This is a genomic window from Algoriphagus machipongonensis, from assembly GCF_000166275.1.
GTDB classification, from domain to species: Bacteria; Bacteroidota; Bacteroidia; order Cytophagales; family Cyclobacteriaceae; genus Algoriphagus; species Algoriphagus machipongonensis.
Genome location: NZ_CM001023.1, coordinates 1,376,685 through 1,396,371, shown reverse-complemented (window position 1 = coordinate 1,396,371; position 19,687 = coordinate 1,376,685). Strand labels below are relative to the sequence as shown.

Sequence of the window (19,687 nt, the reverse complement as noted above, 5' to 3'; positions counted from 1 at the left end):
GGCTAAATCGTTAGCTCATCTACCTCTTTGAATCCTAAGCCTTTAATTGGGGTGATTTTCTCCATAAGTCTTTATTATCTTTAGAAAGTTAAATCTTTCATAAATACAGGGAACATTCTGGCTTGTTTCTTGGTCTAATAGGTAATGTTCAAAAATTCGCTTTAGGCATATTCTTTAACCGGTTATTATCAAACGATTACTCCTAAAATTTTTAAAGATCTTTGGGTACGCGATTGCAAGCCTTTTGGTATTGATTCTCGCCCTGATCCTTTTTATTAGAAGCCCATGGGGTCAGGGGATCATTGTGGATAAAGCAGTAACTTTTCTTGAGGACAAAACAGGAGCAGATGTTGAAATTGAAAGACTTTTCATCACTTTTTCCGGAAATATATATTTAGACAACTTTTACATTTCTGATGTAAATGGAGACACCCTTGCCTATTCTAGGGAACTTGAAGCTGGAATTGCCTTTGTTCCTCTAATCAAAAACGGAGCAATTCATGTCAGTAATTTTGAATGGGACGGGCTTAAAGTAAGAGTAAAAAGACCTGAAGAAAGCGGTGTCTATAATTTTCAATTCATTATTGATGCTTTTTCCTCTGGAGAGGAAGAGGTAGCTGAGACCCCACCTGAGGAAGAATCTCCCCAATTGGACATCACTCTTTCACCTATCTCACTGCGGAATTTTGACATTCAATTTAAGGATGAGGTTTTGGGAATAGAAGCCTCCATTTTATTGGGAGACTTTGAGCTGGCAATCCCCGAATTGGATCTGAATAAATATGAATTTGGTATTGGGTCAGTGCTACTTTCTGACACAGAAATAAAATACATACAAACAAAACCACTTGCTGAATCTGAAGAAACAGAAGAGGAATCTATCATGCCTTTAATCAAGTTGGATGAATTAACTCTAAACAACATCAATCTTAACTACGAAAACCAAGTGGATCAGCAGCAAGCGGATGTTTTCATCCAAGCTTTCAGTATTGGAATGCCAAAACTGGATCTTGCTCAACAGATAGTTGAGATCAATGAGGTTTCGTTAGCAGAATCCTCCATCCTTTACCATGATTTCTCTCCATCTCCTGCAACTCAAGAAAATACTTCAGCAAGTTTAGAAACGGAGGAATTTGCTTGGCCTGACTGGAAAGTGAATTTGAGCAAGATTACACTTTCGGAAAACAACCTAGAATATAAAACAGTAGATCTCCCAAGTAAAAAGGGAGAGTTTAACCCGGAGGTCATCCTCCTAAATCAACTTAATTTAGAGGGTTCAGACATCAGTTTAGATGAAAGTTCAGCCAAACTCCTAATTGAGAAGTTTCAATTACAGGAAGGAAGTGGGTTTGAATTGAAGGATTTAAACCTTGATTTAGAAATAGACCAGAAAGCTCTATCCATTTCAAAATTCTTAATTGAAACCAACAGAAGTAAACTGAATTTAAACTCAGAAATCAGCTATTCATCTATCCAAAACCTCATCAACAAGCCAGATCAATCGAATCTTGCATTGGATGTAAATGAATATTCCTTAGACCTCAGAGATGGGTATTTCTTTGCTCCAGAATTAGCGAGAGACACACTGATTCAGGAAATAGCAAGAAATCCCTTGCAAGGGGAATTGGTCCTTAGCGGAAATCTCTCGGAAATAGAGATTCCTAAGTTTATTGCCAATTGGGGAGAATCCAGTGCGAGTGCCAGAGGAAATGTTTCAAATGTAATGAACACGGATTCATTGTACTTTGATCTTCCTGAAATTCACTTAAAAAGTAATCGGGAGACGATCAATCGGTTTGCAAATGAATCAGATTTTGGCATCCAATATCCTAATGAAATAGAACTTAAAGCAAAAGCAAAGGGAAGTTTAGCTGACATCCTCGCTGATCTTGATTTGATGACTGACCTTGGTAATGTTACGCTTGCTGCGAACTACCAAAATACCGATCAGATTGCCTTTGACCTAGACCTTCAGCTGAATGAGCTTCAGCTTGGCACTATTCTTCAAAACCCTGATTTAGACACCTTATCCCTTGGTCTAAAAGCAAAAGGAAGTGGAAATAATATTAATGATTTAAACGCGAGCTTGAGCTCAAATTTTGAAAAGTTAAAATTATATGGATCTGATTATTCAGGACTTCAGCTAGATGGAGAACTCAATCAAGGCAAAGGTGATATTAACCTAAACCTCGATTCCGAATATTTAAAATTTGACTTGATCAGCTTCTTAGATCTTGACACTACTAATTCCATTGTCAAACTAAACTTAGACCTAAAAGGAGCGGATTTCCAACAGCTTGGATTTTCTGCTAAAGAATCTCGAGCTAAGTTGGTTCTTGATGTCAATTTTGAAGGAAACCCAGAAGATTTTACCGTTGATGTTTCGCTACATGATGGACTGGTCTTATATGAAGACAAAACCTTCCCAATTGGCGTAACAGATATTCAGGCCATGATCAAACCTGATTCTACAAGTGTGACTTTAAAAAGCAAATTGGCTGATGGATACTTAAAAACCAATACCAACCCTTCAGCATTGTCGCAAGCCTTATCGAACCATTTCTTGAAATATTTAGGTCAAGAAGATTCCACGCAGGTAGCCTTGGATAGCAGTATTGTCATGGACATGGATTTTTCTATTTATGAAGATCCTTTACTGAATGAATTCCTGTTACAGGGTTTGGAGCAACTTGATTCTGGTAGGATACAACTGGCATATTTTCAGGATTCGGATTCTTTGACAGCTAAGATGGACTTCCCATTTATAGACTATGCCGGTTCGGAAATAGATAGCTTGGGATTGGATTTGATTTCAAACCCTGAAAGTCTCAATTTGGAATTTGGTTTTTTAAGCTTGACTTCGGGCCCATTAAATATGGACAAAACTTTACTGAGTGGAGAGATGAAGGATTCAAGAATCTATTTTGATTTTTCATCTTATGAAAAAGACAGCATTCTATTTCATGTTGCTTCAGATATTGGTTTAGTAAACGACACTGTCAGCGTACACCTCAACCCAGAAAACCTGATTTTCAAGAAAACCAATTGGAGTATCCCTGCTAGCAATCAGGTTCTTTTATCGGATAGCTATATAGATTTTCAGGATTTTAGTTTTACTCAAAAGAGTCAAGAGCTTACGATAGAAAATAACATTGAAGGTTTTACGGATGAAAATATTGCAGTCCTGTTTAAAAATTTCAGACTATCCACCCTTACCAGTTTATTGAATCCTGAAGAAATTATAGCTGGCGGAAAAATGGAAGGTCAACTTGTGATCGAAAACCCCTTTGGTGCCACTGGATTGATGGGAGAACTGCAAATCGACAGTTTGAAAGCTACAGGCGTAAGTTTAGGGGATTTAAGTCTGGAAGCTTCGGCAAAAAGTCTTGGAAACTACATTTTAGCCCTTCAGCTTCGGGATGATGGAATCGACCTTGATGTTAATGGCCAGTTTATAGCCAATGAGTCAGGTGGGGAATTTGACATGCAACTGGATTTGATTCAGGTCGAAATGAAAAAGATAGCTCAGCTTTCCCAAGGTCAAATCCTGGATGCCTCAGGTTATCTAAAAGGCAATGTCACGGCAAATGGTACTACCAATGATCCCATTTATAAGGGTGAGTTTCAATTTCATGAAACCTCTTTTGTACCCGCCGAGCTAAGCACCAAGTATTTACTTTCCAATGAAACCATTACCGCTGATAACCAAGGAATATACCTCAGTCAATTCACAGTAAAAGATGCTGATAATAACACTTTCATTGTTGATGGTTCCATATTAACCAATGATTTTACAAACCCAGAGTTCGACCTAACACTTTTGGCAAAAAACTTTATGGTGGTCAACTCTACAGATAAAGATAATGAGCTTGTTTATGGCCGAGGAACAATAGATGCGGATGTTTCCATAAAAGGTGATTTGAATTTACCCATCGTCAGAGCAAAACTGAATGTCCGGGAAAGCACAGATCTAAGCCTTTTGATTCCTGAATCCCAATTGGACATAGTGGAAAGAGATGGAGTCGTTTTGTTTGTCAATAAAGAAAATCCAGACGATATTCTCACGGGACAAACAGAGGAAACTACCACTGCATTTTCGGGATATGATATTCAAGCACAATTAACGGCTGACCCAAAAGCAAAATTCACGGTCATTATTGACCCGAAAACTGGAGACAACTTACTGGTTTCTGGTAGTGCAAACCTTCAGATGGATATTAATCCTAATGGAAGAATCACGCTCAGTGGAGGTTATGAAATTACGGAAGGGCATTACGAAATGTCCCTTTACAATCTTATCAGTAAAAAATTCATCATAAACCAAGGAAGTAGAATTGTCTGGAATGGAGATCCTATGGATGCTTCGATGGATATTCAGGCTATTTATGAAGTAGATGCTTCAGCATCAGCATTGATGGCTACCCAGATTTCAGGCAGCAGTCAAAGCACACAGACCCAATATCAAAGACGCTTACCATTTTTGGTTTATTTGAATGTTGACGGAGAACTCCTCAAACCAGAAATTTCCTTTACTCTGGATATGCCAGAAAATGAAAGAGGCGCTTTCGGAGGAAATGTTTATTCCCAGGTTTTACAAATCAATGATCAGGAAGACGAATTAAATAAGCAAGTATTCTCCCTATTGGTATTAAACAGGTTCTTCCCTTCTCAGGGAAGTGATGGTTCCAATGGAGGTGCAGAAGCTATTGCTAGAAACAGTGCCAGTCAAGTACTCTCAGATCAAATGAATGCACTTTCCAGCAAGCTATTTGGCGACAGCGGTTTCCAACTGGGATTTGATGTAGATACCTATCAAGACTATCAATCTGGTTCTGCGCAAAACAGAACAGACCTTAATATTAATGCGCAACAAACTCTTTTTAACGACCGCTTGGTGGTGGAAGTAGGAAGCCAGGTTGGTTTAGAAGGAAGCTCACAAGATCAGGAACAAACGAACTCCATTTTGGCTAACGTGAGTTTTGAATACATGCTTACCGAAGACAGAAGATGGAGAGTGAGAGTTTTTAGAAAAAACCAATTTGAAAGTATTATTGATGGACAGCTGATCGTCACAGGAGGAGGATTGATTTTCAATCGGGAATTCAATGAATTTAATGAGCTTTGGAATAAACCTGAAGAGGAAGAAGAAGCTCCTACTATTGAAGAAAAGAAGGAGGATGATGAGAATTAATAAATCCATATTCTTATGCCTTGCTTGCCTGTTTTCTGCTGTGGGTTGTCAAATCAAAAAACATATCCCAGAAGGAGAATTATTGTACACAGGTGCCACTTTGGACATAGAAGCTCCAGATGTGAAGGACTTTAAAAGTGTGGAAGAAGAGTTACAGAGTCTACTTCGCCCAGAACCTAATTCAAAGTTTCTAGGATCCTATTTTGGGCTCTGGGCTTATTATAAAAGTCAAAAGGAGAAGCCTGGTTTTATCAACAGATTTCTAAATAAGAAATTTGGGGAAGAGCCTGTTTATTTCAGTCAGGTTAATCCGGAACGTACCGAGGAGTTAATCCTAAATAGGCTTGAAAACAGAGGTTTTTTTTACGGAACTGCAAGTTCAGAAAGTATTAGCGGCGAGAAATTTGCCGAGGTGAAATATTCAGCAAAAGTAGGTCGCCCATATGTATTGAAGGAGTTTAAACTGGATAGAGATTCACTTCAAATCGAGCATGATATAAACAGTTTGTTGGCTGACAGTGATTTTCAACCTGGTAGTCGTTTTGATTTGAATTCATTGAACAAAGAGCGTGAGCGATTAGATAGCGAGTTAAAGCAAAAAGGATATTATAACTTCAATAACGACTTTCTGATTTTTGAAGCAGACACGAATATCTCTGATAGTGCAAGACAATTCAATCTTTATTTACGATTGAAAAATAATATTCCTGAAAACAGCACTTTAAAATACCAAGTAGACCAAATTAAAGTGTATCCCAATTACTCCTTGGACAATGAAAATGAGCCTGTGGATACAGTACACCTTGATGGGAAAGAATTTCTTCAGGGGACAGTGGTTTTTAAACCGGAGTTACTTAACGATTATATCCTTATCGAAAAGGGTGAAATGTATGACCCAAAGAATTCAAGGCTTTCCAGTAACCGGCTAAGTTCTATTGGTAATTACAAATATGTAAACCTTAGATATGAGGAGATGGATTTTAAGGATTCATTAGGGCATCTTGCTGCAAGTTTCCAACTTTCTCCTATGACTAAGAGATCCGTCAGAGCTGAGCTTTTAGGTGTTTCCAAATCAAATAATTTTGCCGGTCCTGCTCTCAATCTTGTTTTTAGAAATAGGAATCTATTTAAGGGTGGAGAGAATTTTAATATCTCTGCCAATATCGGATATGAATTTCAGATAGCAGGAGGTGATCGATCTGGCTTACATTCTCTAGAGTTAGGTTTGAAAGCAGATTTAATCTTCCCCAGAGTCATCTTTTTTGTTCCGATAAAAGAAAAATTCAGTTACTCAGTACCGAAAACCAAAATAAGCGTAGGTACAGAATATCTAAGCAGAGGCGGGTTATACCAACTTAATTCATTGTTTACCTCATATGGTTACTTCTGGAACGCTAATAAATTCGCTTATCACGAGATCAACCCCATCAATATCAACATAGTCAACCTAACAAAGTCTTCTCCTGAATTTGATGAAATTCTTGCCAACAACCCATTTCTACAAAGAAGTTTCGACCAAAATTTCATCGTAGGAATCAATTATATTTTCAACTACAATAAAATAAATGACCCTATCAGGAAACATGGTTACTTCTTTGGGCTAGGAATAGACTTCGCTGGAAATTTGATGGCAGGGATAGACAATCTTTTCGGCGAAAACAATGGAAAAATCCTAGGCTTGGAATATGCTAGGTATGGGAAGTTTGATTTTGACTTTAGATACCATTTTAATTTCAATAAAAACCAAACCATCGCCACTCGGCTTTTTGCAGGAATAGGAGTTCCAATTGGTAATTCTTCCTCCCTTCCCTATTCAAAACAATATTTTTCTGGTGGCCCCAATAGTATCAGAGCTTTCAGAATCCGTTCGATCGGCCCCGGTAGTTATAGACCTGAGGAATTTAACAATGATTCTTATTTTGATCAATCGGGCGATATCCGATTAGAAGGAAATATAGAATATAGGTTCCCAATGGTTTCCTTCCTGAAAGGAGCCTTATTTATGGATGCCGGAAATATCTGGCTTATGAATGAAAATGAAGCACTACCCGGAGGTAAGTTCAGTTCGAGCTGGTGGAATGAAATCGCCGTCGGAACCGGTTTTGGATTACGTGTAGACATCGATTTTTTTGTTATTCGATTTGATTTAGCGACACCACTGCGAAAACCATTTTTGGAAGAAGGTCAAAGGTGGGGAAATACATTTGACGTAGGAAGCAAAACTTGGAGAAGAGAAAACTTGATCTTCAATTTTGCTATTGGATATCCTTTTTAAAATAATATGAACTTAGAGCATTTAGCAATTTGGGTTTCGGATTTGGAGAAGATGAAAGCATTTTATATGCAATTTTTCGAAATGAAATCTGGAGAAAAATACCATAACCCAACAAAGAATTTCACTTCTTATTTCCTATCATTTGAATCGGGAGCAAGAATAGAGTTAATGCATAAACCTGCTATTGAAGAGAGTAAAAACAGGAATAACTCATTTGGTTTTACTCATATTGCAATCAGTACAGGAAGCAAGGAACGAGTCATCTCTCTTACCAAAACAATAAAAGATGCTGGCTATGAAGTGGTGGGCGAGCCTAGACTAACGGGCGATGGCTACTTCGAAAGTGTCATTCTTGATCCCGAAGGAAATGCAATTGAACTAACAATTTAAAAAATTATCATATGAAAAAATTAACAACTTACGCCCTTCCATTAATCGTGGCTATGCTGGCATTCAATTCTTCTTTTGCTCAACAAATAAGCCCACCAAAAGGCTATTCACATGACATTGGAAATATGGTTGCCATGCTGGATGATATCAAAGGAAGAATTCACCGGATCACGTTAAATATGAATCAAGAACAGGTAGATTTTCTGTTAGATGATCAAGCGAATAGAATAGGTGCTATGATCATGCATTTGGCAGCTACAGAAAAATTCTATCAGGTATACACTTTCGAAAACCGAGAATTTAATGAGGCTGAAGAGGAAGAGTGGATGACTGGGTTAATGCTGGGAGAAAATGCTAGAGAGGAATTTAAAGGGAAGCCAATTTCCTACTACTTTGAAATCTGGGATCAAGTAAGAGCCGACACTAAAGACCTTTTAAAAGAGAAAGACGACAAATGGTTTGACTCTAAAAGAAAAGGGACCAAAATGAATAATTTCTGGGCTTGGTTTCACGTCATGGAACATCAGTCCAATCATATGGGGCAAATTGCTTTGATTCGGTCAAGACTACCACAGTAAATCAAAAGAGGCAGCTTGAAGCTGCCTCTTTTTTATTTCATATAACTTTCACGAATTGCCCTAAATTCTGAGCTCGGTTTCCATTTCGGCCAAGTATCAGAATTAGCCAAGTTTTTACCCACTTCATAAAGAAGTTGCACGTCGTCAACTGCCCCTTCCAAATTCCAACGTGAAGGATCATATTCATCGGAAGGATTGTGATAATACTTCCGCACATATTCCTCTTCCATTTCTTTCCCATATTCCTTACCCTTTTCAAAATGATCAATACCATTAGTAAAATAAAGAGCCGGCACTCCGATCTTGGCAAAATTGAAATGGTCTGACCTGAAATAATATCCTGCAGAAGGTGTCGGGTCAGGAGCAGCATATCTACCTACTTTTTCCAACTCCACATTCAATAAATCTTCCATCTCCGATTGCCCCATTCCAATAAGAGAAACATCTTTCATCTTTCCATAAGGATTAATTCCATCCATATTAATATTGGCTACTGTATTTTCTTTTGGGTAAATCGGATGCTGTGCATAATACGCAGAACCCCATAATCCCTGTTCCTCAGCTGTGACTGCTAAAAACACGACCGTTCTTTCAGGTAGTGGATCAGTTTTAAATGCCTTTGCCAAAGCTAAAAGAGCAGCAGTTCCCGAGGCATTATCTAATGCCCCATTGTAAATACTATCACCTGTTTCATCAGGAGCACCAATTCCGAAATGATCCCAATGGGCCGTATATACAATCACTTCATCTGGCTTACTTGCACCAGTTATTTTGGCGATAACGTTTTTGGAAACATTGTACTCTGAAACCACCTTCATTGATGAACTCGCTTTTAGGTTCATTGGGATTGCTTGGAAATCAGCTTTTCTAGCTTTCGAAAGCAATTCTCTTCCTTCCAAACCAGCCATTTCAAAAAGCTTGTTGGCGGTAGGTAAAGTCACCCAACCTTCAAAAGCTGGTTTATAATTTTCTGTCCCTCTTTCATCCAGATATAAAATTGGTGCATTCCATTTTCCCTGCACTACATTAAACCCATAACCTGCCGGAATGGTGTTATGAACGATCAAACAACCCAAGGCACCTTGCCTGATAGCCTCTTCATATTTGTAAGTCCAGCGACCATAATAAGTCATGGTATTCCCTTTAAAAAAGGATTCATCTTCTGTTCCAAAGCCTGGATCATTGACTAAAACCACTACTATTTTATCCTTTACATCGATATTTTTATAATCATCCCATCCATATTCGGGGGCGACTATTCCAAAACCAGCAAATACCATTTCAGCATTTTCAAAACTCACGAGGGTATCTGTTCGCTGAGTCCAAAGCACATAATCTTTTAAACCTTCAAAACTGACGCTCTCGATCGCTGAGCTGACGGTCATCTCTGAAGCAGGAATGGTGTTAATAGAAACCAAAGGAACATCTTGAAAATAAGAATCTCCATTTCCTGGCTCTAGCCCCAAGGATTTGAATTCACTTTCCAAGTAATCAGTAGTTATTTCTTCTCCTTCAGTAAAAGGCATTCTTCCCATAAATTCATCTGAGGAAAGTTTGATCAGTTGGGGTTCGAGATCTGATATTTGAAATGTATACTCTGACTTTTCGGAATTATTGCAACTCACGAATAAAAGGATTCCAAATAGAATCAATAAAGTTGGGTTTCGCATATTTTAAGGAGGTTGGGTATTTCTAAATTTACATTATTTGGGGAAAGATTTTTCACTTTTCTAATCTTTCATTTTCCTCCGATAAAATTTCTAATATCTTCGCTATCCAACACTTTTAAAAAATCAATGAATTACCAAGATCAAATCCTTTCATTTTTAAAGGAAATAGGAATTCCTACAGTCAGCTCAACTCTTGATGACAGCACTTTTCTTCCTGGACTTAAGATCGATAAGGGCACTTTATTTTACGACCCTGAAAAGCTCAAATATCCGGGTGATTTATTACACGAAGCAGGTCATATCGCACTGATGACCAAAGAAGAAAAAGAAACGATTGCCGGCAATGTAAAAGAATTTAGACCTCCCGGCCAAGATAATGAAATGGGAGTCATGTGTTGGACATATGCTGCACTTGTTCATTTGGGACTTCCTCCAGAAGTAGTTTTTCATCCGGATGGCTACAAAGGAGATTCGGAAATGTTGATCATGGAATACACCAATGGTCAATACAGAGGCTTACCCTTATTAGTATGGATGGAGCTGTGTGATTATGAGACTTTCCCTAAAATGAAAAAATGGATTAGAAGTTAAAACTACTAATTGACTTGATCCCCAGCCAATTCTAAAATTTCCCTAAGTCAATCATTCAAAACCAAATCCATGACAAGATGGATTCGGTCATTTTCGCCATTATTTTCCACTTGATGTGGATCAGATAGTCTTAAATACCAGCACTCTCCTTCCTTCATTTTGACAGGAAGATTATTTACAGAAAAAATAACTTTTTCATTGGTGAAAACAGGTATATGAATTCTTATTTCCTTTTCATCTAAATCGTAATCCTGATGTTTTTTAATCTCTGAACCAGCTGTCAATTTCATTAGCCTAACAGAAGATTTTTCACATAAAAAAATATCGAGAATAGAAGAAATGTAGGGGCAAAATTTTAAGTAGGGAGTTGGAACAAATTTCTCTCCGTTGGGAATGGCAGAAGCCATTAAAATCGGATGATCTCTCCCCTCTTGCGCAGTCAATTGGATGACTGACCAATCCCCATTATAATTTTGTTTGACAAAGTGTCCGATCCATCCTACTTGATCAAGCGCTTCCACTTCTTTTTGGAGTTTAACTACATCGAAATGGAATGGCAATTTTACCCTGTCTTTCTGCACCATTTTATTTTAAACGAAACATACCAAAGAAACTAAATCATTTGTGTTTTCAATCCCTTTTGTCCAAATTTTGAATCAATTAACATTGAAACTCATGCGACACTTCCTCTTTGTACTAATCTTTTTAAGTTCTGTCAACCTAGCTTTTCCCCAAGATATATTACGAGTTGGAGTCGCAGGACTGACTCATGGACATGTCGGGTGGATTTTGGATGCAAATAAAAGAGCAGATATAGAGATTGTAGGTATCGCTGAACCCAATAAAGAACTTGCCGAAAGGCTCACAAGTCAATATGGGATTTCTATGGATTTGGTCTTTGATGATTTGGAAGAAATGCTCACAGCTACCAAACCAGAAGCAGTCACGGCTTTTGGAAATATTTTCGACCATTTGGCTGTTGTGGAGGCTGCAGCACCAAAGGGGATGCATGTCATGGTAGAAAAACCATTGGCAGTAAGTGTGGATCATGCTGAGAAAATGGCTGCATTAGCCAAAAAACACCAAATCCATCTGATAACCAATTATGAAACCACCTGGTATCCTTCCGTGGAAAAAGCTCAAGAAATTTTAGAGGAAGGAGAAATCGGTGAGATGCGAAAATTAATTGTCCGTGATGGTCATAGAGGACCGAAAAACATTGGTGTTAGTGACGAATTCCTTGAATGGCTAACTGACCCAAAGCTTAATGGCGGTGGAGCCATTATCGATTTTGGTTGTTATGGCGCTAATCTATCTACTTGGCTTCACAAAGGTGAGAGACCGATTTCAGTAACAGCTGTGACGCAGCAGTTGCAGGAAGAGAACAACCCCAAAGTAGATGATGATGCAACAATAATTCTTACATACGAAGATTCACAAGTGATTTTAGAACCCTCTTGGAACTGGCCTATTGGTAGAAAAGACATGGAAATTTATGGCATGACAGGCGCCTTGTTTGCTGATAACGGCAAAACATTAAGGATACGAATGGCAGAAGGCTATGATGGATTTGATGAAGAAACTTTAAAGTTTGATAAAAGAGAAGCACCGTTTGATGATCCTTTCACATTCTTCAAATCAGTGATTAGAGGAGAAATAACTCTTTCACCTTTTGATTTAAGCTCCTTGGAAAACAATCAAATTGTTGTAGAAATTCTTGAAGCTGCTGTAAAAAGTTCTAAAACCCACAAAACAGTTTTCCTCAAATAGATTAAAAATCAGGCATAGCCTCCCCTGGAGCATAAACTGTTTTTTCAATTTTATGGGCAACAGGTTTGACCGACTTTAAATACCGATAAATAGCTCTGATGTCTACTTCATCCATTCTTGAAAAATTCCCCCAAGGCATAGGTGAATACTCATAGACTCTTCCAGCTTTAATCCGGTTGACAAAAGTTTCTTCATCCCAATTTGCAATGATTCCTGTTTGCTTTTCAGGAGTGAGATTAGGAGTGATAAATCTGAAATTGTTGATATCCTTTCCTCCAAAATTGACTCCTCCTGAAAGCGGTGCTATATCAAACTCCTTTACCCCATATTTGATAGTAGCTAACGAATGGCAACCAACGCAATTCGCAACACTATTCACCAAATACTCTCCATAAACAGCCGTCGCTTCGCGCTTCATGGATTTTAAAGGTTCTCCCTCAATTTTTCTTGGCTGGTACTTTCCTGTGCTCAATTGCCACTTTCCAATCCTTGAATATTCCGGATCAGGAATATTATTGTTGACTCCTTTTTGAGATCTCAGAAAAGAAATTACAGCAATCACGTCTTCATCTGTCATCAATTTAAATGGCATAAAAGCTGGTAAAACTCTCCCATCATGCCCTATTGCATCTCTCATTGCCCTTGCTATTTCCCCATCAGAAAGTCTACCGATCCCTGTTTCTTCATCAGGCGTCAAATTCCTCGCAACAATCTTCCCTATTTTCATAATAAACACCTCACCTCCCCTTAATGGAACTTGCTCGCCAGATTCCATTGCTTCATAATCCTCTGCTCCAGAATGACATGCTGCACAATGTGCAGGACCGTAAACAAGATACTTGCCTCTGGCGATGATGGTGGAATCGGTACTTGCGCGCAAATCTGGGTAAGGACTTTCATATTTTTTATCCCAATTTGTTTGAACGAATAGCATTAAAAAAATTAAAACTGTTAATGCCACACCAACTAATACTACGGTCACTCCTAATAGATTTTTCATATGGCAAAAGGATTAAATGATTAAAACTTTACATAATTTTTAGGCAATAGGATTTCTGTTCCTGAAAATCAGGAATTGGTACGGTGTAAAAAGAAAGATGTTGTTTTTTAAAAGGATTGGAGGTTTTTAATATTTAATTAGATCCTCCTACTTCCAGCATATATTGTGTTTTTTCTACCTTATTAGACACTGGTTCCAAAGCCTTGAGGTAACGGAAGATGGCTCTTAAATCCACCTCGCTCATTCTTGCAAAACTGCCCCAAGGCATAGGAGAATGTTCATAAACTCTTCCGGCTTTAAACCTTTCTACAAAAGCTTCTTCTGACCAATTTGCTATGATTCCTGTTTCAGGATCAGGAGTAAGGTTAGGAGTCACAAACAAGGCTCCAGGAACTTCTTCAAACTCCAACCCTCCACTAAACTTAGGCCCGATAAATTCACCACTCATCAGGTCTCTTGGCGAGTGGCAACCCACGCAATTGGCTACCGAATTAGCCAAATACTTCCCATAAACTTCTGAGGGTTCTATTTTAATTGATTTCGGAGGAGTTCCCGCTGGACCTTCTGGCTTTATCAATCCGAGGGCAAGAACTGCTTTTCCCATAAAACTGTATTCGGTTGGTTTGACAAAATGATTGACTGGTTCCTGAGATCTTAAATACGATAAAATCGCAACTACATCTTCATCAGACATATTCTGAAATGGCATTAGCGGAAAAATCGGTCTTCCATCTGCACCAATCGAATTCCTCATAACCCGCGCTACTTCTCCATCAGTCAATTTCCCAATACCCGTCTCCATATCTGGAGTAAGATTTCGAGACCTTATCACCCCAGGCTCAAATACAAACTCTGCACCTCCAATTAGAGTTAAATCTTCTCCTTGATCTACTCTAAGCATCCTTTCCGTTGTATTATGGCAACCTGCACAATGTGCTGGACCATATACCAGATATTTGCCTCTGGCAATCAATGTAGAATCTTGCGTAGCAGCCAATTCAGGATAAGGTGCATCGTATTTCTTATCCCACTTTAAAAACACAAAAGCCACAAAACACAAGATAATTAAGGCTATAAAGCCAATCAGTCCCACGAAAATTTTTACGAATTTTTTCATTAGATCTTTAAAATGGTGGTCAATTCATTTAAAAACTCTTTGTGTAATGAAATGCTGTCACAGAAAAATCAATCATTAACCGAAAAAAAGCCAATACCGTAATTCATAAATCGTTTTTAACTATCTGAAGTACAGTTTAATATATATATCAATAAGTTAAATATAATTTTTCAATTAACCATTGTATTATTTTTAGTTATCAAAAAGAAATAAAAAAAACCGCCTCCAAATGAATAGAGGCGGTGGTTTGATGATTTTTTTAGAATTTAAAGTGCAACCCGCATTCCTGTTTCAGCAGATTTTAGTATTGCCTGAACAACTCTAATATCTCTAAGTCCCTCTTCACCAGGAACTAAAACAGGTTGATCTTCCATAATGGAAGTAGCATCATGATCCATTTGAAATGCCTGCTGACTTGGAATCGAGTAAGGAAAATTAATTTCACCTAGCGGACTCTTGCCCTTGTTCCCATTGTAACCAGAGAATGGTGCCATTTCTATTTTCCCTTTTTCACATTGTATGTTTAGGAAATTGGTATTCTCAAAAAAGGAGGTTTTAATGGTAGCCATGACATTGTTAGGAAACTCTAATTGCGCTTCTACTATTTCACCCAATCCATCCTTATATATCTCTGGTCTTTCGGCCCATACTTTTGCGGCTTTTACAGCCAAGGGTTCCATCCCCGTTCCTAATCTTGCACCTTGGATAGAATATACTCCCATATCATAAATCACTCCCCCACCCATCTCACGCTTTTGCTTCCAATGATCGGTTCTATTCTCTCTATAGCCAGCTGCACAATCTACATTCAAGACATTTCCCAACTCTTTATTTGCTACAATTTTTTGGAAGGCCTGAGTATTGGGTTCATGTTGACAGCGATAACCTATCGATAATTTCACTCCATTTTCATTACAGGCATCAATCATAGCTTGACATTCATCGGCGGTCACAGCCATCGGCTTTTCGCACCAAACATGTTTACCAGCCTTTGCTGCTCTAATGACATATTCTTTATGCATGGAAGGTGGTAATACCACATATATCACATCTATATCTGGGTTTTCAGCAATTGTATCAAAATTCTCATAATTGTAAACATTGGAATCTGGAATACCATATTTTGCTTTCCAGACAGGTATTTTCGTGGGTGTCCCAGTTACAATTCCCGCCAAATAGCAGTTTTCTGTTTGTTGAAGAGCTGGAGCCAATAAATCAGTACTATAATAGCCCAGCCCAACCAGTGCCACTCCCAACCTATCTCTTTTTGTTGTTTTACCCATCAAGGAAAAAGGGGAAATCAAACTTGCTCCAGCAGCTAAGGAAATGCCTTTAATCGAATCTCTTCTAGATATAAGTTTCATAAAATCTACATTTGGTGGAATTATAAAAATTTGACAACCATCAATTTAAATGAAAAAATCGCCTTTGCAAATGGTTTGACCTCAGCCTAAACTTATAAACAAAAAAAAGAGGACTCTATCAAAGTCCTCTTTATGTTAAATATCCCACTTTACTGTAAGTAATCCATACCTTGGCTGGACTAGGTAAGAATAGGTACTGATCAGGTTATCAGTGAAGCTATCTCTTCGAATAGATCGTGTATCCAAGATATTCCACACTGAAATCCTAAACTCCCAAGGGCTAGACTTTCCCTGATAGCTCAAAAAAGCATTTAGAAAATCGAATTCACTTTGGGTTTCTGACCCTTTGTTATTATAGGTATTCAGAGCATAGTCCGCATTCAATTTTAAACCTTTCCATATATCCCAGTCCACTTCGATTTTTGGCGTATGGGTATTGAAAGTGTTTTGAGTGCTTTGCCCTTGGTATTTATTTGTTGCAAATGTATAGCTCAAATCCACCTCAACTTTTTTGAAAAAGGTGGTTGTCCCTTTTACATGATAATTCTGAGAAAATTGCTTGTTCTGATTGACTACATCATTGATCAGGTTGTTGGTAGTGAAGGAATTCCAACCACCACCAGCACTCATTTTAAAAGTGTTGAATTTCTTATCTACATTGAAATTTCCATTCAAAGTCTCATTAACCGGCTCAATATTCATCACGGTTAGAATCCGATTGATGCCTCGGAAATCAGTGGTATTCACCAAATCATTCTTCTTTCGCTGCCAATTCACTGTCCCATACATATTTAATGAAGAAAAGAAATCATAATGGGAATAAAACAGTGAATGATTTGAAAAAAGTCCATTATCCAACATCCGATTACCAGTAAAAATGGAATTATAGTCTTGAATCACATATCCCTCGGCAAGCTTTTGAATATCCATAAAACTCGCTGTTTGCTGGAATCGGTATACCAATGACCGATTTGATTTAATAGCCCATTTGGCATACATACCGGGCAAAAGCAAGAACTTTTCAACCTCATTCTTATCTTCAAACTGAATATCCTGCCAAGTATAGCGATGAGCAAAAACCGAAGGGCTCAGGATAAAATCTTTCCATTTGGTTTTATAGGTCATCCCCAAATAAGCATCCTGGATTCCAAATCGATTGTCATTTGAAAATTCAGGAAAGGAAGATTCTGAGTTAGGCAAAATCTGGTTCAAACCAGAAATCATCTCCTGTTTCGTATTGGTATATCCTAGATTCCAATTCAAATGATTCGTGGCATTAAGAATATGGTAGTAGTTAAAAGAACCCTCCAACACTCTCGAATGAACTTCCTGCTGCTGTAGAAATCGGTAAGATTCACTATCCATAACCGGAAGCAATCCTACAAAAGGTTGCTGATTTGTGGTTAGGTCATACAGCGGATCCTGGTACTTTTTCTCCCAGTTCAGTTCCATGGAAAAAACCCTTTTCTCCGAAGGCGCATGATACCATTCTGCCTTTTGTTGAACACTGTAAGGCCTTCTGGATTGAAGATTATTGATCTGCTGACGAAAATTCCCAAAATCAGAATCCATGATATTTCTATTCTGAATATCGGATACTTTTCCAAAAACTGAATACTTCACATAGGTTTCCTCTTTTGGAGTATAGGTCACCGCATATTTCATTAAGCCGGAAGCATTTTCCACAGTACTCGCAGTACTCAGATTTTCCTGATTATTTTCATCGTTACGGAGATAGGTTCGTTGAGAATTGCTTCCCAATTTATTCTCAGAGGTGGAACCAATGATAAACCCAGAATGCCTCCATTTAGAACTTGGGTGGTAATTTAAATTAAATGCTCCCAAAGCAGTTTCTAAGGAGGCCGCATTATTTCTTTGTGCCATTGGAATACCCATATCTTCCCCACTAAGAGAAATAGAAGATCCTGTCCTTGTTGCTAGGCCTGACATTCCTCCACTAAACCGGAAGTAGTCCTGTAAGGTGAATGGCAACTCCCCAACATTATTTGCATCAGCGATTAAATTCAAATTTAATTTTGGGGAATAGTAAAATGCATTGGCATGGCCCAAATACCTTTCTTTTGGTCCACCACCAGCTGTCAAATCACCAAAAACCATTCTTTTCTTCCCATCTTTCAACTGAATATTCAATGCCAAAGACTCATTATTATCTAGACCTCGAATCGGCGAAACTTCATTGAAATTCTTCAGTACCTGAACTCGGTCCACCGCATTGGCAGGAAGATTTTTAGTGGCCAATTTAGTGTCTCCATCGAAGAAATTCTTCCCATCCACCATGACCTTGTCCACCTTTTTCCCCTGAACTTTTACGCCCCCATCTTCATCCACTTCGAATCCGGGAAGTTTATCCAGCACATCTTTGAGCTTTCTCTCTGTACCGGTAGTAAAAGCATCAGTTTTGTAAGTCAGGGTATCACCCTGCATCGTTACAGGTAGTTCAGTCACCACTTCAATTTGATCCAGCATAGTTTCATCAGTAGACAAAACCACCTGGATAGGTTCATCAGGAGACCATTCTGTAAATACCCGTTCAAATTGCTTGTATCCAACAAATGAAATTCGAAGCAAATATTCTGAACCAGGTGCCAGAGCAAGCTTGAATCTACCTTCTCCATTGGTAATTGCAAATGCGCCAATTTTCTGGGTACTCTGATTCACTGCCACCACATTGGCATAGCTAATGGGCTGATTTAAGGAATCCAATACTTGGCCTACTAGATTCTTGGTCTGGGAAAAAGCGGAAAAAGACATCAAACACAAAAGAATCACTCCTGTTAAAGTCCTAAAAATCAATTTCATGTTGGTTTAGTTTTCTTGATTTAAAGACTTTTAATTACCGATTTTGATCATCATCTGATGCTCCCCAGACTTACCTGAGTACTTTTTCATCATTTCTTCCATCTTCTCATCTGCCAAAGCACGGTAATCCTCACTACTCATTTCTTTCCCTTTTTTTGGAATGATTATTTCAACAGGCTCTTCTGGGTTCAACACAATTTTTTCGGCAATCAATGTGCTGCCATTGTTTTGAAGCTCCAAAATCAAACCTGGTAAACCCCAATATTCAGATGGTCCATGACTGACCGGGATTTGCGATGTGAACCAAGCCTCTACCTTGATGGTATCTTTCACGACTTCCATCTCTTCCATACCGGTTGAAAAGCGTTTGCTATCTACAATTTTCGAATAGGTTGCTTTCTGACATTCGTAGTTTCCGATTTTTTTAGTCTCTCCTGTAAGCTCCCAATCATAAAGTTTCAGCTTATCATTCACTAAAAACTCTTTACCCATGAGATCCTCCTCTTTTAGGTAAGTTTGATCTGAAAGGTTTTTATACAATACCAAATCGCTGCTACCGGTATTGATGACGACCATAGCGCCGCTAGAAGAAGCTGATGCTGGCCCAGAGCCCAAACTTTCTGCTTGCTTCCAATTCGATTCCCCTTGGGTAAAAGTCAAGACATATTCCTTTTCCATTTGTTTTTTCAACTGACGCTGAATATCTGCCATTGCATCTGGAGCCATTTTGCTGCTATCCATGGAAATCTTGATATTGGAAGATGATTTGTAATAGGCTCTACCTGTTAATCCTTGAGCATTTGTCGTTCCGACAAAACTCATTAAAACAATAAATCCGAGAAGTAAAATTTTGGTTTTCATAGCGTGTTTTTCTTTGATACAAATGAATAGAATCAAGTAAAACAACTGCGTTAAGCAGTG

General features: G+C 38.3%; 13 protein-coding genes. 6 read left to right on the top strand and 7 right to left on the bottom strand.

Annotated elements, in window-relative coordinates:
* The first annotated feature begins 250 nt into the window (after positions 1-250).
* Genes ALPR1_RS06040 through ALPR1_RS06025 form a run of 4 tightly spaced genes read left to right on the top strand, consistent with a single transcriptional unit; the run spans position 251 to position 8,434 of the window.
* Positions 251-5,191 carry a translocation/assembly module TamB domain-containing protein gene (locus ALPR1_RS06040; protein ID WP_237701623.1) on the top strand — a complete coding sequence of 1,647 codons (4,941 nt, stop codon included), beginning with the start codon at positions 251-253 and terminating at the stop codon, positions 5,189-5,191.
* Positions 5,178-7,466: a translocation and assembly module lipoprotein TamL gene (gene tamL, locus ALPR1_RS06035; RefSeq protein ID WP_316929470.1), complete on the top strand. Its 2,289-nt coding sequence runs from the start codon at positions 5,178-5,180 to the stop codon at positions 7,464-7,466. Before ALPR1_RS06040 ends, tamL begins: the two co-directional genes overlap by 14 nt.
* Positions 7,467-7,472: 6 nt before the next feature.
* Complete coding sequence (locus ALPR1_RS06030) at positions 7,473-7,856, top strand: VOC family protein (protein ID WP_008199205.1); 384 nt, start codon at positions 7,473-7,475, stop codon at positions 7,854-7,856.
* A gap of 11 nt (positions 7,857-7,867) precedes the next feature.
* Complete coding sequence (locus tag ALPR1_RS06025) at positions 7,868-8,434, top strand: mycothiol transferase (RefSeq protein WP_008199204.1); 567 nt, start codon at positions 7,868-7,870, stop codon at positions 8,432-8,434.
* Between the two features lie 32 nt (positions 8,435-8,466).
* On the opposite strand, the gene ALPR1_RS06020 is transcribed toward ALPR1_RS06025, so the two are convergent.
* A complete protein-coding gene (locus ALPR1_RS06020) occupies positions 8,467-10,104 on the bottom strand; it encodes a M28 family metallopeptidase (RefSeq protein WP_008199203.1) in 1,638 nt (545 codons plus the stop codon).
* Positions 10,105-10,230: 126 nt separating this feature from the next.
* On the opposite strand from ALPR1_RS06020, the gene ALPR1_RS06015 reads away from it, so the two are divergent.
* Complete coding sequence (locus ALPR1_RS06015; protein WP_008199202.1) at positions 10,231-10,695, top strand: hypothetical protein; 465 nt, start codon at positions 10,231-10,233, stop codon at positions 10,693-10,695.
* 47 nt (positions 10,696-10,742) lie between these two features.
* Here ALPR1_RS06015 and ALPR1_RS06010 read toward each other — a convergent pair whose 3' ends face one another.
* Positions 10,743-11,279 (bottom strand): aspartyl/asparaginyl beta-hydroxylase domain-containing protein, encoded by a 537-nt coding sequence (locus ALPR1_RS06010; protein WP_008199199.1) that lies wholly within the window; start codon positions 11,277-11,279, stop codon positions 10,743-10,745.
* 91 nt (positions 11,280-11,370) lie between these two features.
* Between ALPR1_RS06010 and ALPR1_RS06005 the strand changes: the two genes are divergently transcribed.
* Positions 11,371-12,465, top strand: coding sequence for a Gfo/Idh/MocA family protein (locus ALPR1_RS06005; RefSeq protein WP_008199197.1), 1,095 nt, complete (start codon positions 11,371-11,373; stop codon positions 12,463-12,465).
* Position 12,466: 1 nt separating this feature from the next.
* On the opposite strand, the gene ALPR1_RS06000 is transcribed toward ALPR1_RS06005, so the two are convergent.
* From ALPR1_RS06000 to ALPR1_RS05980, 5 genes are all read right to left on the bottom strand, one after another.
* Entirely contained in the window at positions 12,467-13,465 is a 999-nt protein-coding gene (locus ALPR1_RS06000; protein WP_008199195.1) for a c-type cytochrome, read from the bottom strand.
* A 133-nt stretch (positions 13,466-13,598) separates the two neighbouring features.
* A complete protein-coding gene (locus ALPR1_RS05995) occupies positions 13,599-14,582 on the bottom strand; it encodes a c-type cytochrome (protein WP_008199192.1) in 984 nt (327 codons plus the stop codon).
* A gap of 266 nt (positions 14,583-14,848) precedes the next feature.
* Positions 14,849-15,946 (bottom strand): Gfo/Idh/MocA family protein, encoded by a 1,098-nt coding sequence (locus ALPR1_RS05990; protein ID WP_008199191.1) that lies wholly within the window; start codon positions 15,944-15,946, stop codon positions 14,849-14,851.
* 135 nt (positions 15,947-16,081) lie between these two features.
* Positions 16,082-18,766 carry a TonB-dependent receptor gene (locus tag ALPR1_RS05985; protein ID WP_008199190.1) on the bottom strand — a complete coding sequence of 895 codons (2,685 nt, stop codon included), beginning with the start codon at positions 18,764-18,766 and terminating at the stop codon, positions 16,082-16,084.
* Between the two features lie 30 nt (positions 18,767-18,796).
* The gene (locus ALPR1_RS05980) at positions 18,797-19,627 is read right to left on the bottom strand and encodes a GLPGLI family protein (protein WP_008199189.1); all 831 of its coding nucleotides are present in this window, start codon (positions 19,625-19,627) and stop codon (positions 18,797-18,799) included.
* Between the last annotated feature and the right edge of the window lie 60 nt (positions 19,628-19,687).